The following is a 21,077-nucleotide window of genomic DNA, read 5'->3' on the forward strand; positions in this document are numbered from 1 at the left end:
CTTAACACATGAACGCAAAACCTGTCTACGTGGATCCACAGACCCTCCTGGATGTAGCGCATGCTCGCTACCATTCGCCCCACGCGGTACTCGGGGCGCACCTAGACCAGGGAGGCGTCACGATTCGTACTGTCCGGCACCTGGCTGATTCGGTGGATATCGTCACCGCCGACGGCACTTACCCTGCAAGCCATGAGCAGGACGGGGTGTGGGTGGCCGTGCTAGAGCGCGAAGACATTCCCGACTACCGGTTGCGAGTGACTTACGGCGATCAGACTTCTACCGTCGACGATCCGTACCGCTTCATGCCCACTTTGGGTGAACTGGACTTGCATCTAATTGGCGAGGGCCGCCACGAGCAACTGTGGAATGCCCTGGGAGCGCACGTACATTCTTACGGGGGCGAACTTGGCCAAGTAGATGGGGTTTCCTTTGCGGTGTGGGCCCCCAATGCGCGTGCCGTGCGCGTGGTGGGCGATTTCAACTACTGGGATGGTTCCGGTTCGGCTATGCGCTCGCTCGGTTCCTCTGGAGTCTGGGAGCTGTTCATCCCCGATGTGAAGGTGGGAGCCCGCTATAAATTCGAGATCTGCGGCCCGGATGGTAACTGGTTCCAGAAAGCTGACCCGATGGCTCGGGCTACGGAGGTGCCCCCGGCAACCGCATCAGTAGTCACTGACCAGTTCCATGATTGGGGCGACGGCGACTGGATGGAATATCGTGAAACGCACGATCCGCACTCGGCCCCCATGTCCGTGTATGAGGTACATCTAGGATCGTGGATGCAGGGACTGCAGTATCGCGAACTAGCTGATCATCTAGTAGACCATGTAACCAAGTTGGGCTTTACTCACGTTGAGTTCATGCCGGTTGCAGAACACCCGTTTGGGGGATCTTGGGGGTACCAACAAACCTCCTACTATGCCCCGACAGCTCGCTTCGGCACCCCGGACGATTTCAGGTACTTGGTAGATAGACTGCACCAGGCTGGTATTGGGGTATTGCTAGATTGGGTACCTGCACACTTCCCCAAGGACGAGTGGGCGCTAGCAAACTTCGATGGCACAAAGCTTTATGAGGACCCGGACCCGCTGCGTGGGGAACACCCTGACTGGGGCACGTTGGTGTTCAACTTTGGCCGTCGAGAGGTACGGAACTTCCTTGTTGCCAACGCACTGTACTGGCTGAGCGAATTCCACATCGATGGGCTGCGAGTCGACGCGGTAGCTTCCATGCTTTATTTGGACTACTCGCGTTCTGACGGAGCGTGGCGCCCCAATATTTACGGCGGCCGCGAGAACCTTGAAGCCATCAGCTTCTTGCAGGAAGCAAATGCCACCGCCTACAAGAACAATCCTGGCATCGTCATGATCGCCGAAGAGTCCACAGCCTGGCCCGGAGTGACCGCCCCAACTGACGCTGGTGGGCTTGGGTTCGGACTTAAGTGGAACATGGGGTGGATGAATGACACCCTGCGGTACTTGAACGAGGATCCGATCAACCGGCGATTCCACCACGGAGAACTCACCTTCTCGCTGGTATACGCTTTCTCCGAAAATTATGTGCTGCCGCTTTCCCACGACGAGGTCGTCCATGGAAAAGGCTCTCTGTGGAATAAGATGCCGGGCGATAACTGGCGGAAAGCAGCGGGGCTGCGCGCGCTGTACGCCTACCAATGGTCCCATCCGGGCAAACAACTCATGTTCATGGGATCCGAATTTGGCCAGGAACGCGAGTGGGACGCCGATTCCTCCATTGACTGGTGGCTGTTGGATGATCCTCTGCATGCCGGAATAACTAGGTTGCTGACCGACCTGAACAACCTCTATAAGGCTGAACCGGCGCTCTGGGATGACACGCATTCGGGCTTCGAGTGGATAGAGGCCGGCGACGGTGACCGGAACACTATCTCTTACTTGCGAAAGGGACAAGACAAGGACGGGAATTGGAAGTTCCTGGTATGCGTAACAAACTTTGCTGGAAATCCTCACGAGGGGTACCGAGTCGGCGTGCCATTTGAAGGGCGGTACGAGGAACTCATCAACACTGATAGCGAGGCCTATGGCGGTTCGGGAGTTACCAATCTTGGTTCGGTCACCGCAGAACCAATCCCGTGGATGGGCAGGCCCTACTCCGTTGAGCTCAGGGTGCCGCCCCTCGGCGCACTGTTCCTCCGCCCTCTAGACATCAAATAGAGCCAAGCCAGCCCCCGATCTTCCCGTTTTCCTTTGTGAGGAGGCAACGCAAGATCGGGGCTGCCGCCCAGCGCGACACTCAGGAGGCTCCAAGGCTAAGACCGAACGGATGACTCTTACCCGCAAGAATGGCCCAGTACCGCTGGTACTGGGCCATTAAGCTGCTAAGACGGTTAGAACAAAATTGCCGACATCTGCCGCCGCGCCTCGTTCACTGCAGCCGAGTCACTGGCAACCTTGAATAGCTCGACTAGCCTCTGCCGGTAGGGCTCCCGCTCTTGCCCGGTGTGGTTGCGCATTGCTTCGAGCAGCACGTCGAAAGCTGCCTTTTCGTTGCCGACTCCCGCGAACCGGTCGGCAAGTACCAACGGGTCGTCCTCGGATTGATTTTCTTCCTGCCTCAACCGCATTTGCAGCTGCACACCTGCCAGCTGCACTTTCAGTTCTTTATCTGCCGGGTGGTTAGTTACTTCCTTCTGTAACAGCTCCTCTGCCCTGGCGTAGTCTTCCTCGGCCAGCGCAGCATCAATTAGTCGCTGTGCTTCGGACACGGGCTTTTCTGCCGGCTGCGCAGCAGTAGCACTTACTCTGCCGGTAATCCCCTGTTGTTGAGCGGCCTGAACTAGTTGGTTCAGCAGCTGTTCCAACTGTTCCTTGGGCTGCGGACCCTGGAATAGAGGCATTGGCCGCCCGCCCAGGAGGGCAAATACTGCGGGCACAGACTGCACCCGAAAGGCAGCGGCCACCTGCTTGGCCGTATCCGTGGAAGCCTTTGCCAGCTGGAACTGCCCACCCATTTGTCCGGCAATCTGCTCCAGATCAGAGGTGACCTGTTTCGAAGCATCGGACCAATCTGCCCAGAAGCTGACCACCACAAGCACATTTTGTGATAGCTGCAGTTCTTGCTGCAGATTCTGCTCAGTTAGCTCGACTACCAGAGCCGGCCCGGCTTGCTCTGCCGCCGGCGCAGTCTCTTGTGCCTTCTGGCTGCCTAGATCGACAGCCCCATATGTCGATGGATTTGCCATTACCTATTCCCCTGCTGGCGCCGCCCCATCGTCGCGCGTCGCTGCAACGATAGCCGTCTCGGCACCAATAGCTTGAATCTTGTCTTTAGAGCCCTTGGGAGGCACTACAAATAGCGCCATGACCGCAGTAGTCCAGTTCGCTGCGCCCGGTACCTTTCCTTCGCCTCCAAGCAGATCTGCGACGCGTCCTTCAAAAGTTATGGTGCCACGAGCTTTGGTAACTTTCACATCAGTTTGCTGTTTTAAGCTAACCGCTACAAGGGCTCCCCCATTGGGTAGCGAAAAGGCCATCGGCTCATTCTCCGGAGAGGGAGATAACTTCACGCTTACCTGGCCGTTATCACCGATCTGGTCGCGCAACTGCGACAAGTTCTTCCGCACCGACTCCGCGTACGGGTCGGCCTCGAATTTGCCAGCCGCCTTATCTTTCGGGTTGACCACTACCTTCGAGTACTGGCTGACCAGGTCTGTCGGAGAGATGGCCAGATCCTTCGTATCGTTGGGCAGAATCTGAGTGCCCTTCTTCTCGCCGGTAGTCTCGGGCACAGTCACCCCTGGGAACAGCCGCACCCAATTCCACAACTTGTAGTTCTGGCGGGCGTCTTCCTGGCGCAGCAAGAATATTGCTGCTGACTTGCTTGAGATCGACTGATCCAGAATTGCTCGCGGCCACCCGGCCGACTTAGTAACGGTAAGCGCGGTGGGGGTCATGTCGAGGGCGGGCGGGGCATCTTTCTTCGCAGCGTCGTATTGCGCAGTACGAGTCTGCAATGCCGGCCCGTACACCCTCTCGGCAAGAACCTTTTTGTCCTTCTTCTGGTCTGCCTTGGAGACCGTTTCCTGCACCTTGCTAATCACTTCGCGAACCTGCGTCGCATTCAAGGAGGGCGCGTCGACCTCTTTGGGAGCACTCACGGAAGGTGGACTCGAGGGCGAGCATGCGGTTGCAGTAAGCACCAGGCATCCTGCCAGTGCAGTAGTTAGGAGCGTCTTACGCATTATTTACTGCTCCTTCTTATTCTTCTTGAAATTAAACTTACTCAGATCGATTCTGCTTGAGCCGGACTTTTTTGGTAGCTCGACCACGGGAACTGCTAGTTCCTCTTCTGGATTGTGTCCCTCTGCGGTGGCCTCATTATCTTTTGTCTCGGCCTCCGGAGTAGCTACCGGTTCCGCTTCTTCTGCTTCGGGGGTCAGCTCAGGTTGCTCCGCTTCTTTCAACTGGGATTCGGGACTATCGGCTTCTTCCTTTTGGTCAGCCTGATCCTGCGCCTGGGTTTCAGCTGCGTCCTCTTCGGCAGAATCTTCCTTCTTGGAAACAACGGGAATCAGTCCGGTCGGGAAGGACACCCCGTCCACAACTATCTCTGACTCACCGCGTTCGCGGGCCTGCCGCAACGCCTTCCTACCCGGAGCCTCAATCTTTCGCGAACCAACATTGATAGAAACGGTATCTGTCTTAGGTTCGTTCTTCCCCGTGCCAGAACGCTTGCGGAACGAACGCAACGCAAGCACTGCCGCGAGCGCAGCTAGCAGAAGGAACACTATCCCGGCGCCAACTAGCGGCCACAGCCACGGGGTAGTAACAGTCCTATGCCATGTCAGCTGTACCTTGGCAGGAGCTTCAGGAGAGTAGATGAGGGCGGACCAGGATCCTTCCTTGTTCTGCCACTTCATCTGTGCTTTGCCGTTCTTGGCTTCCTGTTGCACCCACATGTCAGAGTTGGTGGGATCAGGTAGGTCGACGTTCTTGCCTTTTACCTCTTTGGTGTCTAGGGCAGTAAAGGTCTTCAGGCCGTTGATTTCGGTGTAGCCGGACTGCCCTACCCACGCATTCACGTCGCGGGAGCGGCCGACCATTATGGCAACTGCTCCTTTCGAAGTGCTCGCTTGAATATGGACGTCCTTAGCGATCAGCTCAAGCACCCCGGGGCGGGTGACGCCCAACTTCTGCACTGTAGTTGTTGCTGCAACCGTGGGACTTGGCTTCCAAATGGTAGCGCTGGCAATACCGGCAAGGATCAGGCACAGCCCTATTACGCCCAAGATGAGTGCGATGATGTTCCGGCGAAGAATTGCTAGCACGGTTCCCCTCTTTCAGCACCTTTTCGGCACATTTGACAGTCTTACGTTTAAGAATACGTTCTTTTGGCCAATCCGTACTATCTACCCTGCCTTTTGGCACAAATAAGGCCCTTTTGCTCCGGCGAAGGCAAGACCGCGGCCTCGAGCGCGCAGGTTTGTCATGTTGGCCCTTGGGAGAACCGGCCATCACTGCCGACTGCTTTTCTTCGTCCTCTACTTCGGAGCAAATCATGCAACCGAACATGTATGGGCGAACCTTCGGCGTGGAACTTGGTCGAAATAGGAAAATGGTGCGACAATAGGAACGATTTTTGTATGGATGCCCCCGGGCGCTTACGCGCGGCACGCGCGAGGAGGAACACGTGGAAGAGCAGACTGATTTTCCAATTGTGATGCGTGGCTATGACCGCGTGCAAGTGGATACGCAGTTACAGAACCTGAACGCAGAACTGTCTGAACTGCGTGAACGACTCGCAGCAGCTGAGGCCCGAAGCGAGGATCTGTCCGAACAGCTCTCCGATGCTAAAGCGCAGGTGCGTGACATCGATCGCGGTTCGTACGAGGGCGTGGGCGCACGTATTGAGCAGCTTCTTCGCTCGGCCGAGGAGCAGTCCACCGCCATTGTCGGTAAGGCTAATGCGGACGCCGAGGCACTTCTACAGAAGACTCGCGACAACACTTCCCGAATGACTCAGAGGGCGGAAGCCGAAGCAGCGGGAATGCTTTCTGAGGCTCGTCGCGAAGCTGAAGAGCGCACTACTCGTGCGGCAACTGAGGCCGAAACCGTACTGACCAATGCTCAGCACCGCGCAGATGAGCTCGTTGCTGCTGCAGAGCGTGAAGCCTCTTCCCTGCGCGCTGAGGTGAACACTGAAATTGCCGATCTGCGCGCCACTACCCAGCGCGAGACCGAATTGCAGCGGGCCCAGGCTGAAAAAGATTATGTCGAGATGCGCGTGAAGGCCGAACAGGAATCTTCGCAGATGCGCAACGATGCTTCTACCGAAGCCCAGTCGCTGCGCGATTCTGCTCTTTCGGAGACTAACCAGGCACGGGAGGCGGCCAAACTCGAGGCCGAACGTCTACTAACCGACGCGAAGAACGAGGCCGACGCCCTCTTGCGCGAAGCCCGCGTCGAAGCAGAAAACCTGCGCAACCAGATCGAGCAGAACAGGCAGGAGGCGGACACCGAGATCGCCCAGGCTCGTGCCGAGGCCAAGGAAGCTGACGCTGCCGCCCACCAGCAGGCATATGACGAAACCTCTCAGATGGTTGCCGCTGCCAAGGCCCAGGTTGCCGAGGCGGAAAAGCATCTAGGTGACACCCTGCAGCGAGCCGAACGGTTGCTCACCGACACCGACGCGGTGGTTCGCCGTCGTCAGGAAGAGGCTCGCCGTTCCGCTGAGTCGATTATTGCGGCAGCCGAGGCCGAAGCCGAGCAGCTGCGCGAGTCTGCACGTGTCGAGGCCCAGTCCGAACGAGCCTCCGCTCAGCGGACGGTCGAAAAGCTCACCCAGCAGCGCAACTCGGTTGCCGCCTACCTGGAGGAGCTACGTGGCCTGCTAACTACCGAGACCGCTTCTGCACTAGAGGGAATTACCCCCATGCAGGAACGCCCGCTCGCCCTAGACGAGGGCGAAGCGAGCGCTGCAGATCTGCCGTCGGCTTCTCAGGACTAACCGAATACGTGCTTATATAGATCGCCCAGGTGGCGGGCCACAATACTCGGAGCCTCGATAGGCACCAAGTGCCCGCACCTGGGCACTTCTATAACCTGAGTTTGCAGTGCCTCGGCCATGGCTGTCGCCTGCTCGGGGCTCGTGACGGGGTCTTCAATCCCACGAACTACGATGCCTGGGATGTTCGCCCTCTGTAATACGTGTAGTCTTCCCGGCCTACCGGCCATTGCCCGCTGGCACCATGCCACGGCCTCTGCGGGAGCCTCCGATGCCCAGGAGCGAATTATGTGCACGAGCTCCTCGTCCTTCCTGGAGGAGGCGCCTAACAGGTCCCGTGTGCCTTCGGCACGGGCCGGCATATCTGATCCTGCTAGCGCTCTTACCGCAGCTTCTGTGCGTCCAGCTCTAGCGGCAGCGCTGTCGGGGCCGGCATGGGTACCGAACAGCCCGATTGCAGCCACCATTTTAGGGTACCGTTCCAGCATAGTGAGCGCTGTGTAGCCGCCCATCGAGCAGCCGGCTACCAAGACTCTTCTAATGCCTTCACCGCGCAGCTTGTCTACCACCGAAGAAGCATAGGCTTCCAGGGAGGGGGTGACCGGCACCTGATCTCCACTAAACCCCGGTGGGTCAACCGTTACCACGGGCAACCCTTCAAGCTGGGAGGCGACTGCCTCCCACAGGCGGGAATCAAAAGGAAACGGCGGCAGTAGGACGAGAGCGCCCTCGCGCGCCTCGCCATAGGTATGAATAGCGCTCATGACACTAGTCTAGTTGCCGGCCTGCCTTGATCACGGTTCTTGCTGACAAGTTGGTATCCGCCAGGACTAGATCTGCTTGCTTGCCCACTTCTATGCTTCCCACGTGCTTCATTCCCAGCACCTTCGCACCGGAGGTGGCCGCACAGTAGACGGCGTCGAGCAGCGGGATTCCAGCCGTAACCGCGATCTTTACACAGCCCAGCAGGTGAGAGGTGCCGCCGGCCAAAGAGGTGCCGCCGGCCAAGAATGCTTTCCCGTCCCGCACGTCCACCTCTTGCGGGCCGAGCCGGTAGTGCCCGTCTTCCATGCCTGCAGCAGCCATGGAGTCGGTAACGAAAGTGATTGCTTCGCGTCCGACAAGCTCATAAACGTTCCGCACCAACGAGGGCGATACGTGCACTCCATCGCAGATCACCTCTACGATCAGTCTCCCCCGCCGCGCGGCCGCTAATGCCTCCGGGACAGGTCCCGGTTCCCGATGGTGCATAGGAGCCATTCCGTTAAACAGGTGGGTAGCCGTAGGAACGTTGCAGCGGGCATTCCCGCCAGACATCATCTGAGCAGTCTGTTCTACCGCCTCGCGGAATTCTTCGGAGGAAGCATCAGTATGCCCGTAAGACGGAATCACACCCCCGGCTATCAGTGCCGCGGCAATCCCGTCCTCGCCCAAAACACCCGGCTTTTCCGGCGCGATCGTCATGGTTCGAGCCCACCCATTGCAGGCGGCCAGGAGTCCGTTTACAAAGTCAGTGTCGGGCTCGCGAATATAGCGAGGATCCTGCGCGCCGCAGTGTCCTGCAGACACGAAAGGACCTTCAAAATGGATGCCTGCAAGCATCCCCTCTTCGCACAGTTGCGCAAGCAGCTCGGCCTGTTTTAGCAGAACCGGTTCGTCCTGTGTTACCAGCGACCCCACCATGGTAGTAGTGCCGTGGCGCAGATGTTCTGCCGCCGCCCGTTTCGCATCCGAAGCATCGAGGGCGTCCGGGAAGGATGCGCCCCCTCCCCCGTGGCAGTGCACGTCAACTAGGCCCGGCAAAATGTAGTCAGAGTGGGTAGTAATCTTGCCGGTGAATTCGGCTGCGGGCCCCACCCAGGAAATCGTCTCGCCCTCTATCGCGACTACTCCGTTCGCAATTACTTGTTGCTCCGTTACAACTTTTCCCTCGACGGCAAACATTTCTTCCCTTCTAGAACAATCTTGCTTCCACGTCGTCGGTTCCCCGCATGGCTGCATAATCTAACAGCATTGTGGTAATACCGCGGTCCTCGGCCAATACCTTGGCCTGTGGGCGGATTTGCTGGGCAGCAAAAATTCCCTTAATTCCAGCAAATTTGGGGTCTCTTCCGAGCAATTCCAGGTATCGGGTAAGCTGTTCTACCCCGTCCATACCGCCCACACGTTTTACTTCGATCGCCCACGCATTTCCTTCGGGATCGCGGACCATCAGGTCAACCGGTCCGATTGCGGTCGGGTATTCTCTGCGCACCAGCCGCCACCTTTCGCCGAGGATCTGCGGCACCTGCTCCGCCAGCAGTTCCTGCAGATGGGCTTCTACGCCATCCTTGGTAAGACCAGGATCAATGCCGAAGGTTTCTTCGAGGTCGTGCAGTACTTCCCCGATGCGCACTTTCAGCTTGTCGTCGCTCTTTTTGGCCCGCACATCCCAAACCTTGGTGATGCCAGCTTCCCGTTCGCTCTGGTCGGGCTCTATCTCGCGAAGGGTGCAGGGAGCAGCCATCCAATTGAGCGGCTTGTAGGAGCCGCCGTCAGAGTGGACAAGCACAGAGCCGTCGGCCTTGATCATCAAGAGCCGGATTGCCATGGGCAGGTGGGCGTCAAGACGCCCTGAATATTCGACAGAACATGTCGCAACAACGAGTCGCATGAATTCCCTACTGTGCGCGTGGTGGTGCAGCCTCTGACCAGGAGACCAGGCCGTTCAGATCGTCTCGGTCCATAGCCAAATCGAATTTGTGTCCGTCGGCGCGCACATTCGTCAAAAATACTTCTTTGTCATCGCGTTTCCCGATTCGAACGGGTCGCTCGAGCGTCATTGTCCTGCGCCCCCACGATAGATCAGGGCGGTGACGGAACGACACCAGGCGATACCAATCCAGCGAATCGCGCTCATAGACAGCGAAACCGGCCGTCCACCCCGAGGTGATGTCCGGCCGGTAATCGCAATCGAATGATGCGGCATGCATAACGCGGCGCATGCGGAACGCATAAAGTCCAACGACGACAACAATAATCAGACCAATACAGGCAATAACTGCCAGAACGATGGTCAGTGCATTAGTAGTCGTCATGCACTATATGTTAGCTGTTTTAGCTAGTTCTTATCCAGTTCGTCTATAAGTATGGTTACCATGTCGGAATCGACCGAGATCAATCCGCGAAGAACCTTTACTTCTTTGACTAGTGAATCGCCATTTTTCACCCGCACAGTGCCTCTGGCCATTGCTGCCAGTAGGGGCTGCCTACCCGGCAAGATGCCAATCTCGCCGTCAATAGAGGGAGCCGCCACGAGGCTGGCAGTGCCAGACCAGATGGATTCTGTGCGCGATACCACGTTTACGTCTAACATTTATGCCTTCTGCATTTCGTGCCAGTTGCGTTCCAGATCGTCGATGCCGCCGATGTTGAAGAAAGCCTGTTCGGGTACCTTGTCGTAGACACCGTCACAGATGCGCTTGAATGCCTCAACGGTTTCTGCGAGCGGAACCGTAGAGCCTTCTACGCCAGTGAACTTCTCGGCCATGTAGGTGTTCTGCGACAGGAACTGCTCGATACGACGAGCTCTTGCCACAGTAACCTTGTCCTCTTCAGACAGTTCGTCAACGCCCAGGATCGAGATGATGTCCTGCAGTTCCTTGTTCTTCTGCAGAATGGACTTCACCCTGGTGGCAACCTGGTAGTGCTCGTCGCCCACGTAGCGCGGATCCAGGATTCGCGAGGACGAAGCCAACGGATCCACTGCCGGGTACAGACCGCGGGAGGCAACTTCACGAGAAAGCTCAGTAGTAGCATCCAGGTGAGCGAAGGTAGTCGCTGGTGCAGGGTCGGTGTAGTCGTCAGCGGGCACGTAAATTGCCTGCAGCGAGGTAATCGAGTGGCCCCCTGCCGAGGTAATACGTTCCTGCAACTGTCCCATTTCGTCAGCCAGGTTGGGCTGGTAGCCCACTGCCGAAGGCATGCGCCCAAGCAGGGTCGATACCTCAGAACCTGCCTGAGTGAAACGGAAGATGTTATCGATGAACAGCAACACGTCCTGGTTCTTCACATCACGGAAGTATTCTGCCATGGTCAAACCGGTTAGCGCGATACGAAGACGTACTCCTGGCGGTTCGTCCATCTGGCCGAACACAAGTGCTGTCTTGTCGAAGACACCCGCCTCGTCCATTTCGTGAATCAGGTCGTTACCCTCACGGGTACGCTCGCCCACGCCAGCGAATACAGATACGCCGCCATGGTCCTGGGCCACACGCTGAATCATTTCTTGAATCAGAACAGTCTTGCCCACACCGGCGCCACCGAACAGACCGATCTTGCCACCCTGCACGTACGGGGTGAGCAGGTCAATAACCTTGATGCCGGTCTCGAACATCTGGGTCTTCGGCTCTAGCTGGTCGAACTTCGGGGGCTGCCTGTGGATTGGCCACCGTTCGGTGATCTCGAGGCTCTCGCCCTTTTCCAGGTTCAAGCATTCACCGATCACGTTGAACACGTGGCCACGAGTCACGTCACCGACCGGGACGGTGATTGCTTCGCCGGTATCGATTACCTTGGCGCCACGCACCAAGCCATCAGTCGGCTTCAGTGCAATAGCGCGCACCAGGTTGTCCCCTAGGTGCTGGGCAACTTCCAGCGTCATCTGGGTGACGCCTTCGCCCTCGCCCTGACCGGATAGGTTTACCTCAACCTTGAGGGCGTTGTACATGTCGGGGATCGCATCCGGCGGGAACTCGATGTCGACAATTGCGCCCGTAACGCGCGCAATGCGGCCGACGCCCGGGACTTTTTCTTCAGTTTCAGTCATTTTTGTGTATTCCCTCTAACTTGCCAGTGCGTCGGCACCGGACACGATTTCGGTAATCTCTTGAGTGATTTCGGTTTGCCTTGCGGCGTTAGCCAGACGAGTGTAGTCGTTGATCAGCTCTTCCGCGTTATCCGAGGCAGTGTGCATTGCTGTCTGCCTGGAAGCCAATTCGGAAGCAGCCGACTGCAAGAGCGCGTGGCGGATTCGCACGCCCACGTACATGGGCAGCACGTAATCCAAGAGCGCATCGGCGGAAGGCTCAAACTCGTACAGGGGCATTGCGTCGCCCTCGGAGTACTTGTTCCACATTTTTTCGGCATCCAGATCGATGACTTCTTCGGAATCAACAACCTTCAGCGGCAGCATCTTGCGCACCTCGGGAACCTGCGAAACCATCGACTTGAAACGCGTGAAGACCATGTAGACCTCGCCCACTCCGCCCTCTTCGGGGCTGGCTAGGAAAGCCTGCTGCAGGGTCTTCGCAATATCGGTGATCGTTTCTTCATCGGGGTTGTCCGAAACACCGGTCCACGACTTCTCAATAGCCCGTTCCCGGAAGCGGAAGTATGACTGCGCCCGCCTACCAGAGGTGTACAGGACCGGCTCTTTGCCTTCTTCCTGCAACTTCTTCAGCAGCTTTTCAGTTTCGCGCAAAATATTTGCCGAATATGCGCCCGCCATACCGCGATCAGAGGTAATAGCAATTACTGCAACCCTATTGGTATCGGTACGTGGCCGCGTGAGCGGGTGATCCATGTCCGAGTGTACCGACACTGCCATGACTGCCTTGGTCACCGCACGCGAGAACGGTTCCGCTTCGTCAGCAGCCTGGCGCGCTTTGCCAATACGAGAAGCAGCGATCAACTCCATGGCGCGGAACACCTTCTTGAGTGTAGCCGTGGAGTTAATCTTGTGCTTATATACGCGTTGCTTGCCGCCCATTAGGACCGCTTTCCGCGCGTAATCTGCTCTTCGGTATGTTCCGCTTCAACTTTGTTATCGGCACCATCAACGTGGGCCGACTCGAAGTTTGCCGCAAAGGTCGAGTGGAATTCTTCGACAGCATCCTTCAGCGAAGCTTCCGTGTCATCTTCTAGCAAGCCTGTGTCGGCGATCGTCTGCAGCACCTGCGAGTGCGAATGCAGATGGTCGATCAGACCTGCCTCGAAGTCCTTGACAGCGGAAACTGGCAGATCGTCTAGGTACCCGTGGGTACCAGCCCAAATGACTGCTACCTGGTCTTCGACCTTCACCGGGCTTGACTGGGGCTGCTTCAGCAATTCCATCAGCCGCTCGCCGCGGGTCAGCTGCTGCCTAGTAGCTTCGTCGAGGTCGGAAGCGAACATAGCGAAAGCAGCCTGGCTACGGTACTGCGCCAGCGTAAGCTTCAGCGTACCGGCAACCTTCTTCATGGCCTTGATCTGGGCGTCACCGCCTACTCGGGACACCGAAATACCCACGTCCACAGCGGGTCGCTGGTTCGAGTTGAACAGATCGGATTGCAGGAAGATCTGCCCGTCAGTAATTGAAATTACGTTGGTCGGAATGTATGCCGAGACGTCATTTGCCTTGGTTTCGATCAAAGGCAGGCCGGTCATCGAGCCGCCGCCGAGTTCGTCAGAGAGCTTGGCGCAACGTTCGAGTAGACGAGAGTGCAAGTAGAACACGTCGCCAGGGTAAGCTTCGCGTCCCGGCGGACGACGCAGCAGAAGCGAGACTGCACGGTAGGCTTCTGCCTGCTTCGACAGGTCATCAAATACGATCAGCACATGCTTGCCCTGGTACATCCAGTGCTGGCCAATTGCCGAACCGGTGTATGGGGCAAGGTACTTGAAACCTGCCGGGTCTGATGCGGGCGAGGCGACGATAGTCGTGTATTCCAGAGCACCGGCCTCTTCCAGAGTGGAACGAACAGAAGCAATGGTAGAGCCCTTCTGCCCGATAGCTACATAAATGCAACGTACCTGCTTCTTCGGGTCACCACTGAGCCAGTTCTCGCGCTGGTTCAAAATCGTATCGATCGCGATCGCGGTCTTACCCGTCTGCCGGTCACCGATGATTAGCTGACGCTGGCCGCGGCCAACCGGGATCATCGAGTCAATTGCCTTCAGACCAGTCTGTAGCGGTTCGTGCACGGACTTACGCATCATCACGCCCGGTGCCTGCAATTCGAGGGCGCGGCGACCTTCAAGGTCGGTGATCTCGCCTAGTCCGTCAATCGGAGCACCCATCGGGTCAACGACGCGGCCGAGGTAGCCGTCGCCTACGCCGACTGAGAGAACCTCACCGGTGCGGAAGACCTGTTGACCTTCTTCAATGCCACCGAAGTCGCCAAGAACCACACAACCGATTTCACGGACGTCGAGGTTCATTGCCAGACCCAGGGTGCCATCTTCAAACCGAAGAAGTTCGTTTGCCATCGTGCCAGGTAGGCCTTCGACGCGTGCAATGCCATCAGCCGTCTGCGTGACGTGACCGACCTCTTCAGTATCTGCCTGAGTTGGTTCGTAGCTGTCAACAAAGCTGTTCAGCGCTTCCCGAATCTTGTCGGGAGCGATGGAAAGTTCAGCCATGAGAATCCTTACTATCTATCTTGTTAGCCGGCCAAACGTTCGCGCGTGCGGGCCAGGGCGTTACGGACAGTGCCGTCGGTAATGTGAGAGGAAGTGTGGATCCGAAGTCCACCAATTAAGGAAGGAACAATCGAGACATTCAAATCCACGTCGCGACCGTAGCGATTACGCAAAATATTGTGCAACCGCTCCAGCTGAGCCGGTTCCAGTTCCTGCGGCGCCTCAACCGTGACCAGCTTTCGATCACGAAGCTGTGAAGCGCGCTGCGCATAGCGCCTCAGGGTAGCTAGCAGTGAGCCCTCCCTGGGGTAGGCGCTCGCCCTCTGCAGTAGCGTGAGGGCCTGTGGGCTAACCGCGTGCGCAAAAAGAGTCTGAACTAGCTGTGCCCGCCTAGAAGCACGGGATTCAGACGAATCGGAAAGCGCATTGCGCAACTCCCGCTCCTTTTGCAACAGCTGGGTGACATTGAACAACTCCTGGGCAACCTGTTCCAGCTTACCCTCGCTAGCAGCCCAGTAGAACTGCCCGTCACTTGCAATGTCCTCCAGAGCATGCGACAGATCGTTCTCGGAGGAGAACCTGCCGCTTACCAATTCATTTAGAATCGCTTGAGCTAACGGATGTGTTTTTTCTGAAAACACATCCTTCGCCAAGGCGACCTTATCTTCAGCTGACCTAGCAGGATCAGTCAGTGCCCGGGCTAAACCGGGGTTCTGCTTCACCAAATCAGCCACGCTAAATAGGTCACTGGCGACGTCCTGCATCTGCTGCCAAGCAGAGGGAACGCCGTCCTTTAGGACCTTGCGTCCTGCTTCACGCGTTGCCGCACTAGATGCGCGCATTACTTCGACTCAGCTCCTTCCGGCGCCGGGCTTGCCTCCAGATCATCAAGGAAGCGATCAATTACACGGGCGGAAAGTTCCCGATCCTTGAGCTGCTCCCCCACAATCTTTTCTGCTAACTGCGCAGCAAGCAGCCCCACATCTGACCGAAGTGAGAGCTGGGCCGATTGCCGTTCTGCTTCAATTTCTCGCGTTGCTGCGGTGCGCACACGCTCCGCTTCCTGCTTTGCTTCTTCGCGGGCACGGGCGACAATATCCTTGCCATCGGCGCGTGCCTTATCGCGAATCTCCTGGGCTTCCTTACGGGCCTCACGCAATTCGCTCTGGGCCTGTTCGTCGGCCTGAGCGACCTGCTGCTTAGCCTTTTCGGCTAGAGTCAGCCCCTCTTGGATCTTGCGGGTCCGCTCATCGACCATCTTATTGAAGGCCGGGAGGGCGAACTTGCCCAGGACGAGCGCAACCACGACCAAGACGACTGCCGACCAAAAAATGTCGAAGGTCTCGGGTAGAAGCGGGTTGCGTTGTGTCTCTGCAGCAACCTGTAGTACTGCGGAATACATGCTTATACGTTCGCCCAGAGAATGCCTGCTACGATGCCAAGCAGACCGAGCGCCTCAACGAATGCGACGCCGATGAACATGTTGGTGGTTAGCCTACCGGCAACTTCGGGCTGACGAGCGATGGATTCCTGAGTCTTTCCTACCAGCAAGCCGATGCCGATGCCGGGGCCTATGGTCGCAAGACCGTAACCGATGGTTGCTAGTACTGCTGCGCTACCAGTCATTGGTGTGTTCCTTTTCTTTATTTAGTTTCCGAATGCGGATGCCTTCGGATATCAGTGCGAGTGCACTGAAAGATCAATGTACACGGCAGTTAGAATGCCGAAGATGTATGCCTGCAAAAATGCAACAACCATTTCAAACAGAGTCACGAAAATGGCGCCTAAGAAGGTCAAGATACCTACTGCCCTCAGCGGACCTTGCATGTAAAGCAGCAGGAAGTTAGTTCCTGCCAGGCAGAGGGCCAGCATAAAGTGACCAGAGATCATGTTTGCCATAAGACGGACAAACAGGGTGAACGGCCTGATGATGAAGGTCGAAAGCGCTTCGATCGGAGTGAGGATGAGGTAGATAGGCTTAGGCACTCCCGGCGGGAATAGCGCTGATTTGAAAAATCCTCCAACTCCCTGCTCGCGAATGCCGGCCCAAATGAACGCCACCCAAGCGACAATAGCCATGAGAATTGGCAAACCAGCAACTGAGGTTCCGGCCAAGTTCAAACCGGGAATGATCCCGGCAAAGTTCATGAACAGGGCGGTGAAAAATACAACCGCTACTACGCCGTTGTACTTAGCTGCCATTGTCTTTCCCATTGCCTGCTCCGAGATCGAGGTGCGCACGAAGTCGAAGAGCAACTCCATAGTGGCCTGGGCCCTGCCCGGCACCAGCCTTGCACGGCGAGCGTAGACCAGGAGCAGAATCACCATGATCGCCAACATGACCAACCTGATGACCATGACACGGTTCATTGCAAAAGGAGTTCCCTCAAATGCAAAAACCGGGGGGAAGAAATCATCTAGTGATGGGGTATGAAACTCCCCGCTAGTGTGCACTACCGCATTGCCAACCGCCAGCGCTCTTAGCACCAGGGCACCTCCTGCTTCTTTAATGGAGCCATCAACCTAAAGATAGCCATCACCTGATAAAGGGTACAACAAACCCTCATGTTTCGGTCACTACCGATCCTCGCCCTCCAAAGTAGGGGCGAGCTGTGCTTTTGGATCGACGTAGGCGATGCGCGAACGAACCAAGGCTACAGTTTCAGCAAACATTGTGACGACAATCATAACAGTGAGTGTGATTCCCAATACCACCGTGTCAATGCAAACAAATCTTCTAGATAAACACAAGCCAACTGCCAGAGCAACTAACTTGAGGAGCATTCCCCCACCCAGAGCTGGCGCAATGTAGTCCGGATATTTCACGCCGTAGTAGTTGACCGCCATGGTCGCCAAACACAACACCGCCCCTATGGCGGCCGCAACCAATGCTGCAATAAGCCCCGGCCGCCCTCGCCAGACCTGTCCGCCTATGAGGCCAAGGATGCTCGTAGCGAGGTAAGAAACCAGGACTGCTTTGCGCGCTGCAGCCATTGCTCGGCGAACTTGTTCCATTAGTGCCTCTGCCTCTTTCGAAAAATTGATTGGTGTACAGACGGTACTGATAAGACGGTAATAACCACGACCACAACTAAACCGATGGCGAGCCCAATGCCCACATGTATGGGTTCAAATACTACAAGGGCCGCTGCCCCCAATGCGACATAAGCTGCCCACAGATACATGATTAAGACAGCGGTAACCACCGAATAGCCAAGGTTCAATAGGCGGTGGTGAAGATGCATTCTATCTGGGTGAAATGGCGAATGCCCTGCCCGCATGCGACGCACCACTGCCATCGTCATATCTGTTAGCGGCAGTATCAGCACCGCAATCGGCAGCAATATCGGTAGCAGCGAAGGAAACATCTCTGATCCGGCGAACATTGCAGGATCTACCTGCCCCGTAACCAGGATTGACACTCCTGCGGACAGTAGTCCCAGCAGCATTGCTCCGGTATCACCCATAAAGATTGTGGCCGGGTGGAAATTGTGCGGCAAGAATCCTGCACAGATACCCACCAACATGATCACTACGGCTGCGGCCAATGACGCATAAGACTGAGCATTCGTGAGGCGAACCAGCATGTAGGAATAGACAAAGAATCCCATCGCTCCAATGGCAATACAGCCGGCTGCTAGCCCGTCTAGCCCATCAACAAAATTGACCGCATTGATACAGGCCACTACTACCAGCACAGTTACGGCAATAGAGAGTTTTGAAGAGCCGATCGTGAGGCCAAAGATTGGGAAACTAACGAGCTGCACTCCACCCCAAGCCATGCCTCCTGCAATCAGGATTTGCCCGGCTAGTTTGGTCCACCATTCCAAATCCCACAGGTCGTCCAAGAATCCCAGAAGGCAGATTCCCACAGCACCCGCAAGAAGCGACCACGGTTGCGGATCGGCAAACAGTCGGGAAAAGTAAGAAGTCCTGGAAGCGAGCACCATGGCCACCGCAAATCCGCCAAGCATCGCTACTCCCCCAAGTCTGGGGGTTGGGACGGTATGCACATCCCGCTTACGCACAGGCGTCAGGGCGTGAGCTGCCAGGGCGAGTTGTCTAACCACCGGGGTGAGTAAGTAGGTAACGGAGCCAGCTATGAGGGCGAGCAGGAGGTAGAGTTTCACGCACTCTCCCAGACCCGCGCGAGCTCTTCTTCAGGGATTACCCCCTGCCGCAAGATCACCATCTCTTCGCCGCGTTGGGAGACAATTGTAGAGGGCACCGGACCGGGGGTTGGCCCCTCGTCTACATAGATAGCCACTTCTTCGCCGAAGTATCCCTGTGCATCGGATACGTTCTGAGCCGGATCGTCTCCGTGCAGATTTGCGGAGGTCACAGCAAGCGGACCAGTTAGCTTCAATAGCTCCCTAGTTTGTGCCAGACCCGGAACCCTAACAGCAACTGTGCCGCCCTTCGCCTCAGTATCCCATCCGAGGTTCTTGCCCGCGGGCAGAATCAATGTGAGCGCGCCAGGCCAAAAAGCCCTTGCCAATGCCATCATTTTGGGCGACATAGATGCGGCCACCAGTTTCCAGTCCTCCAAAGCAGACACCAACACCGGCGGAGGCATCTGCCCGGTCCTACCCTTAGCAGCTAATAGTTTGGAGACAGCCTGCGCATTTCGCGGATCTGCCCCGATTCCATACACAGTGTCAGTGGGAATAACAACTAGCTCGCCCTTCTGGGCTGCCTCTTGCAACGGCTGGGCGGCTTCGGAAGCTGGATACACATTCATGTCCCCCATTTTAGGGCGACGAGCAAATAGATAACGATCTCGACCAGTAAGATCCTTCATGATACACGGCTGCACATACCCCATCTTCCGAGCGTGCGCGCACAAATCCGCCCCCTGCGAGGGCGCGTGTTCCATCACCAACACACCCCCGTCGCGCAACAAACGTGCAGCTCGGTCGATAATCTGGCAGGGGATCTCGAGCCCATTGCTTCCGCCTCCATACAGAGCACTAGGAGGGTCACAGAGCGCTTCTGCTTGTGCCACGTCCCCTTCGGGCACGTACGGCGGATTGGAAACCACCACATCTATTGACCCGTCCAAATTCCGCATAGTTTCCGCACTGGTGGCATCCGCGCACACGAGCTCCACCTGCAATCCCTGCAGGTTCTCTTTGGCAAGCGCGTAAGCCTTCGGGTCCATCTCGACGGCCCACACCTTAGCGCCCGGGATCTCGTCGGCCACCGCACCGGCTATGGCCCCCGAGCCGGCACAAAGATCCACCACACGCACAGCACCTTCACGGTATCCGAGAGGGCGAGCAACTTCGCGAGCTGCAGCGATTGCGCTCTCGGCAACCATCTCAGTTTCAGGACGCACTATGAACACGCCCTCGGCAGCCTTTAACGTCCGCCGCCGAAAATACATCTTTCCAGTCAAATATTGCAGCGGTATACGACTAGCGCGTTTGCCTACCAAGGTGAAAAACTCGCGTTCCTGGGCAGGACTAAGAGTAGCCGGAGCCGTAAAAATTTCGCCCACTATGGATTCCATTAGCTCTTTCGCATCTGGAGTAGGCGAATCTACTCCGGCCTCGGCAAGAATATAGGCGCCTTGCCGAATAGCTCCCCTTACAGAGCTCATTCCTGACCTGTGGCCTTGGCCAACTGGTGTTCCTCGTCCAGCTTGATAGCCGAATCAATCACGGGCTGCAGTTCTCCGCCCAGGACGATGTCAAGATTGAATGCCTTGTAGCCAGTACGGTGATCAGCAATGCGATTTTCGGGGAAGTTATAGGTGCGAATGCGTTCTGAACGATCCACAGTTCGCACCTGCGAATGGCGCGCCTCCGCTTCCTCAGCCTCGCGCTTGCGACGTTCTTCCTCGGCTAGTCTCGAACGCAAAACGCGCATCGCAGCCTCACGGTTCTGGATCTGCGATTTTTCGTTCTGCATAGACACCACGATGCCAGTGGGCAAGTGAGTAATACGCACCGCCGAGTCTGTAGTGTTCACCGACTGGCCGCCAGGACCAGAGGAACGGAACACATCCACCCGGATGTCATTCGGGCCAATCTCGACCTCTCCCTCATCCTCAACTTCCGGCATAACGTACACGCCGGCAGCAGAAGTATGAATACGCCCCTGCGTTTCGGTAACAGGAACGCGCTGGACGCGGTGCACGCCGCCCTCGTACTTCATGGACGCCCACACGCCCTCTTCCGGAGAAGGATTACCCTTTGCCCGGATAGAGATCTGTGCATCCTTCACGCCACCCAAATCGGTTTCGTTCATGTCCATCACCTTGAACGACCAACCACGCTTTTCGCTGTACCGCTGGTACATCCGCAGCAGGTCCCCCGCGAAGAGGGCGGACTCTTCACCGCCAGCACCGGCCTTGATCTCCATAAGTACATCGGAGGCATCCTCAGGATCACGTGGAGCAAGTACTGAGAGCATCTTTTGGTGGGCAGCACTCACCTCAGACTCGAGCCGCTCTGCTTCCTTAGCGAACTCGGAATCTACCTCAGCAAGTTCCTTCGCAGCATCCAAGTCATCACTAAGCTTCTGCCACGACCGGATTGACTCTGCCTGCCGCTTCAGTTCCGAATAACGCCTACCAACCTTACGTGCCTGAACCTGATCCGACAGCACCGCCGGATCCGACATCTTCTTTTCAACCTCTGCCAGGTCGGCAAAAATCTTCTCGCCTGCGTCAAAACTTGCGCTCATTACCGCTTTCCTACAAATTGGGG

General features: G+C 56.9%; 21 protein-coding genes. 2 read left to right on the plus strand and 19 right to left on the minus strand.

Annotation, left to right across the window (positions count from 1 at the left end):
• The first annotated feature begins 8 nt into the window (after nucleotides 1–8).
• Nucleotides 9–2,195 carry a 1,4-alpha-glucan branching protein GlgB gene (glgB, locus tag QP400_RS00080; RefSeq protein WP_004806142.1) on the plus strand — a complete coding sequence of 729 codons (2,187 nt, stop codon included), beginning with the start codon at nucleotides 9–11 and terminating at the stop codon, nucleotides 2,193–2,195.
• A 173-nt stretch (nucleotides 2,196–2,368) separates the two neighbouring features.
• Here glgB and QP400_RS00085 read toward each other — a convergent pair whose 3' ends face one another.
• The 3 genes from QP400_RS00085 to QP400_RS00095 are packed head-to-tail and all read right to left on the minus strand — an operon-like array spanning nucleotide 2,369 to nucleotide 5,308.
• Nucleotides 2,369–3,223, minus strand: coding sequence for a tetratricopeptide repeat protein (locus QP400_RS00085; RefSeq protein WP_004806140.1), 855 nt, complete (start codon nucleotides 3,221–3,223; stop codon nucleotides 2,369–2,371).
• Nucleotides 3,224–3,226: 3 nt separating this feature from the next.
• Nucleotides 3,227–4,222 (minus strand): DUF8094 domain-containing protein, encoded by a 996-nt coding sequence (locus QP400_RS00090; RefSeq protein ID WP_004806138.1) that lies wholly within the window; start codon nucleotides 4,220–4,222, stop codon nucleotides 3,227–3,229.
• A gap of 3 nt (nucleotides 4,223–4,225) precedes the next feature.
• Complete coding sequence (locus tag QP400_RS00095; protein ID WP_004806136.1) at nucleotides 4,226–5,308, minus strand: hypothetical protein; 1,083 nt, start codon at nucleotides 5,306–5,308, stop codon at nucleotides 4,226–4,228.
• 392 nt (nucleotides 5,309–5,700) lie between these two features.
• Between QP400_RS00095 and QP400_RS00100 the strand changes: the two genes are divergently transcribed.
• Nucleotides 5,701–6,987 carry a coiled-coil domain-containing protein gene (locus QP400_RS00100; protein ID WP_040315013.1) on the plus strand — a complete coding sequence of 429 codons (1,287 nt, stop codon included), beginning with the start codon at nucleotides 5,701–5,703 and terminating at the stop codon, nucleotides 6,985–6,987.
• Here QP400_RS00100 and QP400_RS00105 read toward each other — a convergent pair.
• The 16 genes from QP400_RS00105 to prfA form a co-directional block, all read right to left on the minus strand.
• On the minus strand, nucleotides 6,984–7,748 hold the full coding sequence (locus tag QP400_RS00105) for an alpha/beta fold hydrolase (RefSeq protein WP_004806132.1): 765 nt from the start codon (nucleotides 7,746–7,748) through the stop codon (nucleotides 6,984–6,986). The genes QP400_RS00100 and QP400_RS00105 overlap by 4 nt on opposite strands.
• Nucleotides 7,749–7,752: 4 nt before the next feature.
• The gene (locus tag QP400_RS00110; RefSeq protein ID WP_004806131.1) at nucleotides 7,753–8,928 is read right to left on the minus strand and encodes an N-acetylglucosamine-6-phosphate deacetylase; all 1,176 of its coding nucleotides are present in this window, start codon (nucleotides 8,926–8,928) and stop codon (nucleotides 7,753–7,755) included.
• 10 nt (nucleotides 8,929–8,938) lie between these two features.
• Nucleotides 8,939–9,637: an endonuclease NucS gene (nucS, locus tag QP400_RS00115; protein ID WP_004806129.1), complete on the minus strand. Its 699-nt coding sequence runs from the start codon at nucleotides 9,635–9,637 to the stop codon at nucleotides 8,939–8,941.
• Nucleotides 9,638–9,644: 7 nt separating this feature from the next.
• Complete coding sequence (locus tag QP400_RS00120) at nucleotides 9,645–10,061, minus strand: DUF2550 family protein (protein WP_004806127.1); 417 nt, start codon at nucleotides 10,059–10,061, stop codon at nucleotides 9,645–9,647.
• Between the two features lie 23 nt (nucleotides 10,062–10,084).
• On the minus strand, nucleotides 10,085–10,339 hold the full coding sequence (locus QP400_RS00125) for a hypothetical protein (RefSeq protein ID WP_004806125.1): 255 nt from the start codon (nucleotides 10,337–10,339) through the stop codon (nucleotides 10,085–10,087).
• Nucleotides 10,340–11,791, minus strand: a complete 1,452-nt coding sequence (gene atpD, locus QP400_RS00130) for a F0F1 ATP synthase subunit beta (protein WP_004806124.1) — start codon at nucleotides 11,789–11,791, stop codon at nucleotides 10,340–10,342.
• 15 nt (nucleotides 11,792–11,806) lie between these two features.
• Nucleotides 11,807–12,733, minus strand: coding sequence for a F0F1 ATP synthase subunit gamma (locus QP400_RS00135; protein ID WP_004806122.1), 927 nt, complete (start codon nucleotides 12,731–12,733; stop codon nucleotides 11,807–11,809).
• The gene (gene atpA / locus QP400_RS00140) at nucleotides 12,733–14,364 is read right to left on the minus strand and encodes a F0F1 ATP synthase subunit alpha (RefSeq protein ID WP_004806119.1); all 1,632 of its coding nucleotides are present in this window, start codon (nucleotides 14,362–14,364) and stop codon (nucleotides 12,733–12,735) included. The genes QP400_RS00135 and atpA overlap by 1 nt, the downstream gene beginning before the upstream one ends.
• 23 nt (nucleotides 14,365–14,387) lie before the next feature.
• Nucleotides 14,388–15,206, minus strand: coding sequence for a F0F1 ATP synthase subunit delta (locus QP400_RS00145; protein ID WP_004806117.1), 819 nt, complete (start codon nucleotides 15,204–15,206; stop codon nucleotides 14,388–14,390).
• On the minus strand, nucleotides 15,206–15,766 hold the full coding sequence (locus tag QP400_RS00150) for a F0F1 ATP synthase subunit B (protein WP_004806115.1): 561 nt from the start codon (nucleotides 15,764–15,766) through the stop codon (nucleotides 15,206–15,208). The genes QP400_RS00145 and QP400_RS00150 overlap by 1 nt, the downstream gene beginning before the upstream one ends.
• Before the next feature lie 2 nt (nucleotides 15,767–15,768).
• Nucleotides 15,769–15,990, minus strand: coding sequence for an ATP synthase F0 subunit C (gene atpE / locus QP400_RS00155; RefSeq protein WP_004806111.1), 222 nt, complete (start codon nucleotides 15,988–15,990; stop codon nucleotides 15,769–15,771).
• A 51-nt stretch (nucleotides 15,991–16,041) separates the two neighbouring features.
• Nucleotides 16,042–16,851, minus strand: a complete 810-nt coding sequence (gene atpB / locus QP400_RS00160; protein ID WP_004806108.1) for a F0F1 ATP synthase subunit A — start codon at nucleotides 16,849–16,851, stop codon at nucleotides 16,042–16,044.
• 90 nt (nucleotides 16,852–16,941) lie between these two features.
• Nucleotides 16,942–17,379, minus strand: a complete 438-nt coding sequence (locus QP400_RS00165; protein WP_004806106.1) for a Cg1360 family ATP-synthase-associated protein — start codon at nucleotides 17,377–17,379, stop codon at nucleotides 16,942–16,944.
• Entirely contained in the window at nucleotides 17,379–18,494 is a 1,116-nt protein-coding gene (locus QP400_RS00170) for an MraY family glycosyltransferase (protein WP_004806104.1), read from the minus strand. The genes QP400_RS00165 and QP400_RS00170 overlap by 1 nt, the downstream gene beginning before the upstream one ends.
• Complete coding sequence (prmC, locus tag QP400_RS00175; protein WP_004806102.1) at nucleotides 18,491–19,966, minus strand: peptide chain release factor N(5)-glutamine methyltransferase; 1,476 nt, start codon at nucleotides 19,964–19,966, stop codon at nucleotides 18,491–18,493. The genes QP400_RS00170 and prmC overlap by 4 nt, the downstream gene beginning before the upstream one ends.
• A complete protein-coding gene (prfA, locus tag QP400_RS00180; protein ID WP_004806099.1) occupies nucleotides 19,963–21,054 on the minus strand; it encodes a peptide chain release factor 1 in 1,092 nt (363 codons plus the stop codon). Before prfA ends, prmC begins: the two co-directional genes overlap by 4 nt.
• Nucleotides 21,055–21,077: the final 23 nt, after the last annotated feature.

The organism is Winkia sp. UMB3158, from assembly GCF_030217145.1.
In the GTDB taxonomy this organism is placed as follows: domain Bacteria; phylum Actinomycetota; class Actinomycetes; order Actinomycetales; family Actinomycetaceae; genus Winkia; species Winkia anitrata.

Bases quoted from the DNA above. Each gene is read 5' to 3' on its own strand.
- QP400_RS00125 (WP_004806125.1), bottom strand. From the start codon at position 10,339: ATGTTAGACGTAAACGTGGTATCGCGCACAGAATCCATCTGGTCTGGC.
- QP400_RS00145 (WP_004806117.1), bottom strand. From the start codon at position 15,206: ATGCGCGCATCTAGTGCGGCAACGCGTGAAGCAGGACGCAAGGTCCTA.
- QP400_RS00105 (WP_004806132.1), bottom strand. From the start codon at position 7,748: ATGAGCGCTATTCATACCTATGGCGAGGCGCGCGAGGGCGCTCTCGTC.
- prmC (WP_004806102.1), bottom strand. From the start codon at position 19,966: ATGAGCTCTGTAAGGGGAGCTATTCGGCAAGGCGCCTATATTCTTGCC.
- QP400_RS00090 (WP_004806138.1), bottom strand. From the start codon at position 4,222: ATGCGTAAGACGCTCCTAACTACTGCACTGGCAGGATGCCTGGTGCTT.
- atpE (WP_004806111.1), bottom strand. From the start codon at position 15,990: ATGACTGGTAGCGCAGCAGTACTAGCAACCATCGGTTACGGTCTTGCG.
- QP400_RS00085 (WP_004806140.1), bottom strand. From the start codon at position 3,223: ATGGCAAATCCATCGACATATGGGGCTGTCGATCTAGGCAGCCAGAAG.
- QP400_RS00120 (WP_004806127.1), bottom strand. From the start codon at position 10,061: ATGACGACTACTAATGCACTGACCATCGTTCTGGCAGTTATTGCCTGT.
- QP400_RS00100 (WP_040315013.1), top strand. From the start codon at position 5,701: ATGCGTGGCTATGACCGCGTGCAAGTGGATACGCAGTTACAGAACCTG.
- nucS (WP_004806129.1), bottom strand. From the start codon at position 9,637: ATGCGACTCGTTGTTGCGACATGTTCTGTCGAATATTCAGGGCGTCTT.
- QP400_RS00165 (WP_004806106.1), bottom strand. From the start codon at position 17,379: ATGGAACAAGTTCGCCGAGCAATGGCTGCAGCGCGCAAAGCAGTCCTG.
- QP400_RS00110 (WP_004806131.1), bottom strand. From the start codon at position 8,928: ATGTTTGCCGTCGAGGGAAAAGTTGTAACGGAGCAACAAGTAATTGCG.
- glgB (WP_004806142.1), top strand. From the start codon at position 9: ATGAACGCAAAACCTGTCTACGTGGATCCACAGACCCTCCTGGATGTA.
- atpA (WP_004806119.1), bottom strand. From the start codon at position 14,364: ATGGCTGAACTTTCCATCGCTCCCGACAAGATTCGGGAAGCGCTGAAC.
- prfA (WP_004806099.1), bottom strand. From the start codon at position 21,054: ATGAGCGCAAGTTTTGACGCAGGCGAGAAGATTTTTGCCGACCTGGCA.
- QP400_RS00135 (WP_004806122.1), bottom strand. From the start codon at position 12,733: ATGGGCGGCAAGCAACGCGTATATAAGCACAAGATTAACTCCACGGCT.
- atpD (WP_004806124.1), bottom strand. From the start codon at position 11,791: ATGACTGAAACTGAAGAAAAAGTCCCGGGCGTCGGCCGCATTGCGCGC.
- QP400_RS00150 (WP_004806115.1), bottom strand. From the start codon at position 15,766: ATGTATTCCGCAGTACTACAGGTTGCTGCAGAGACACAACGCAACCCG.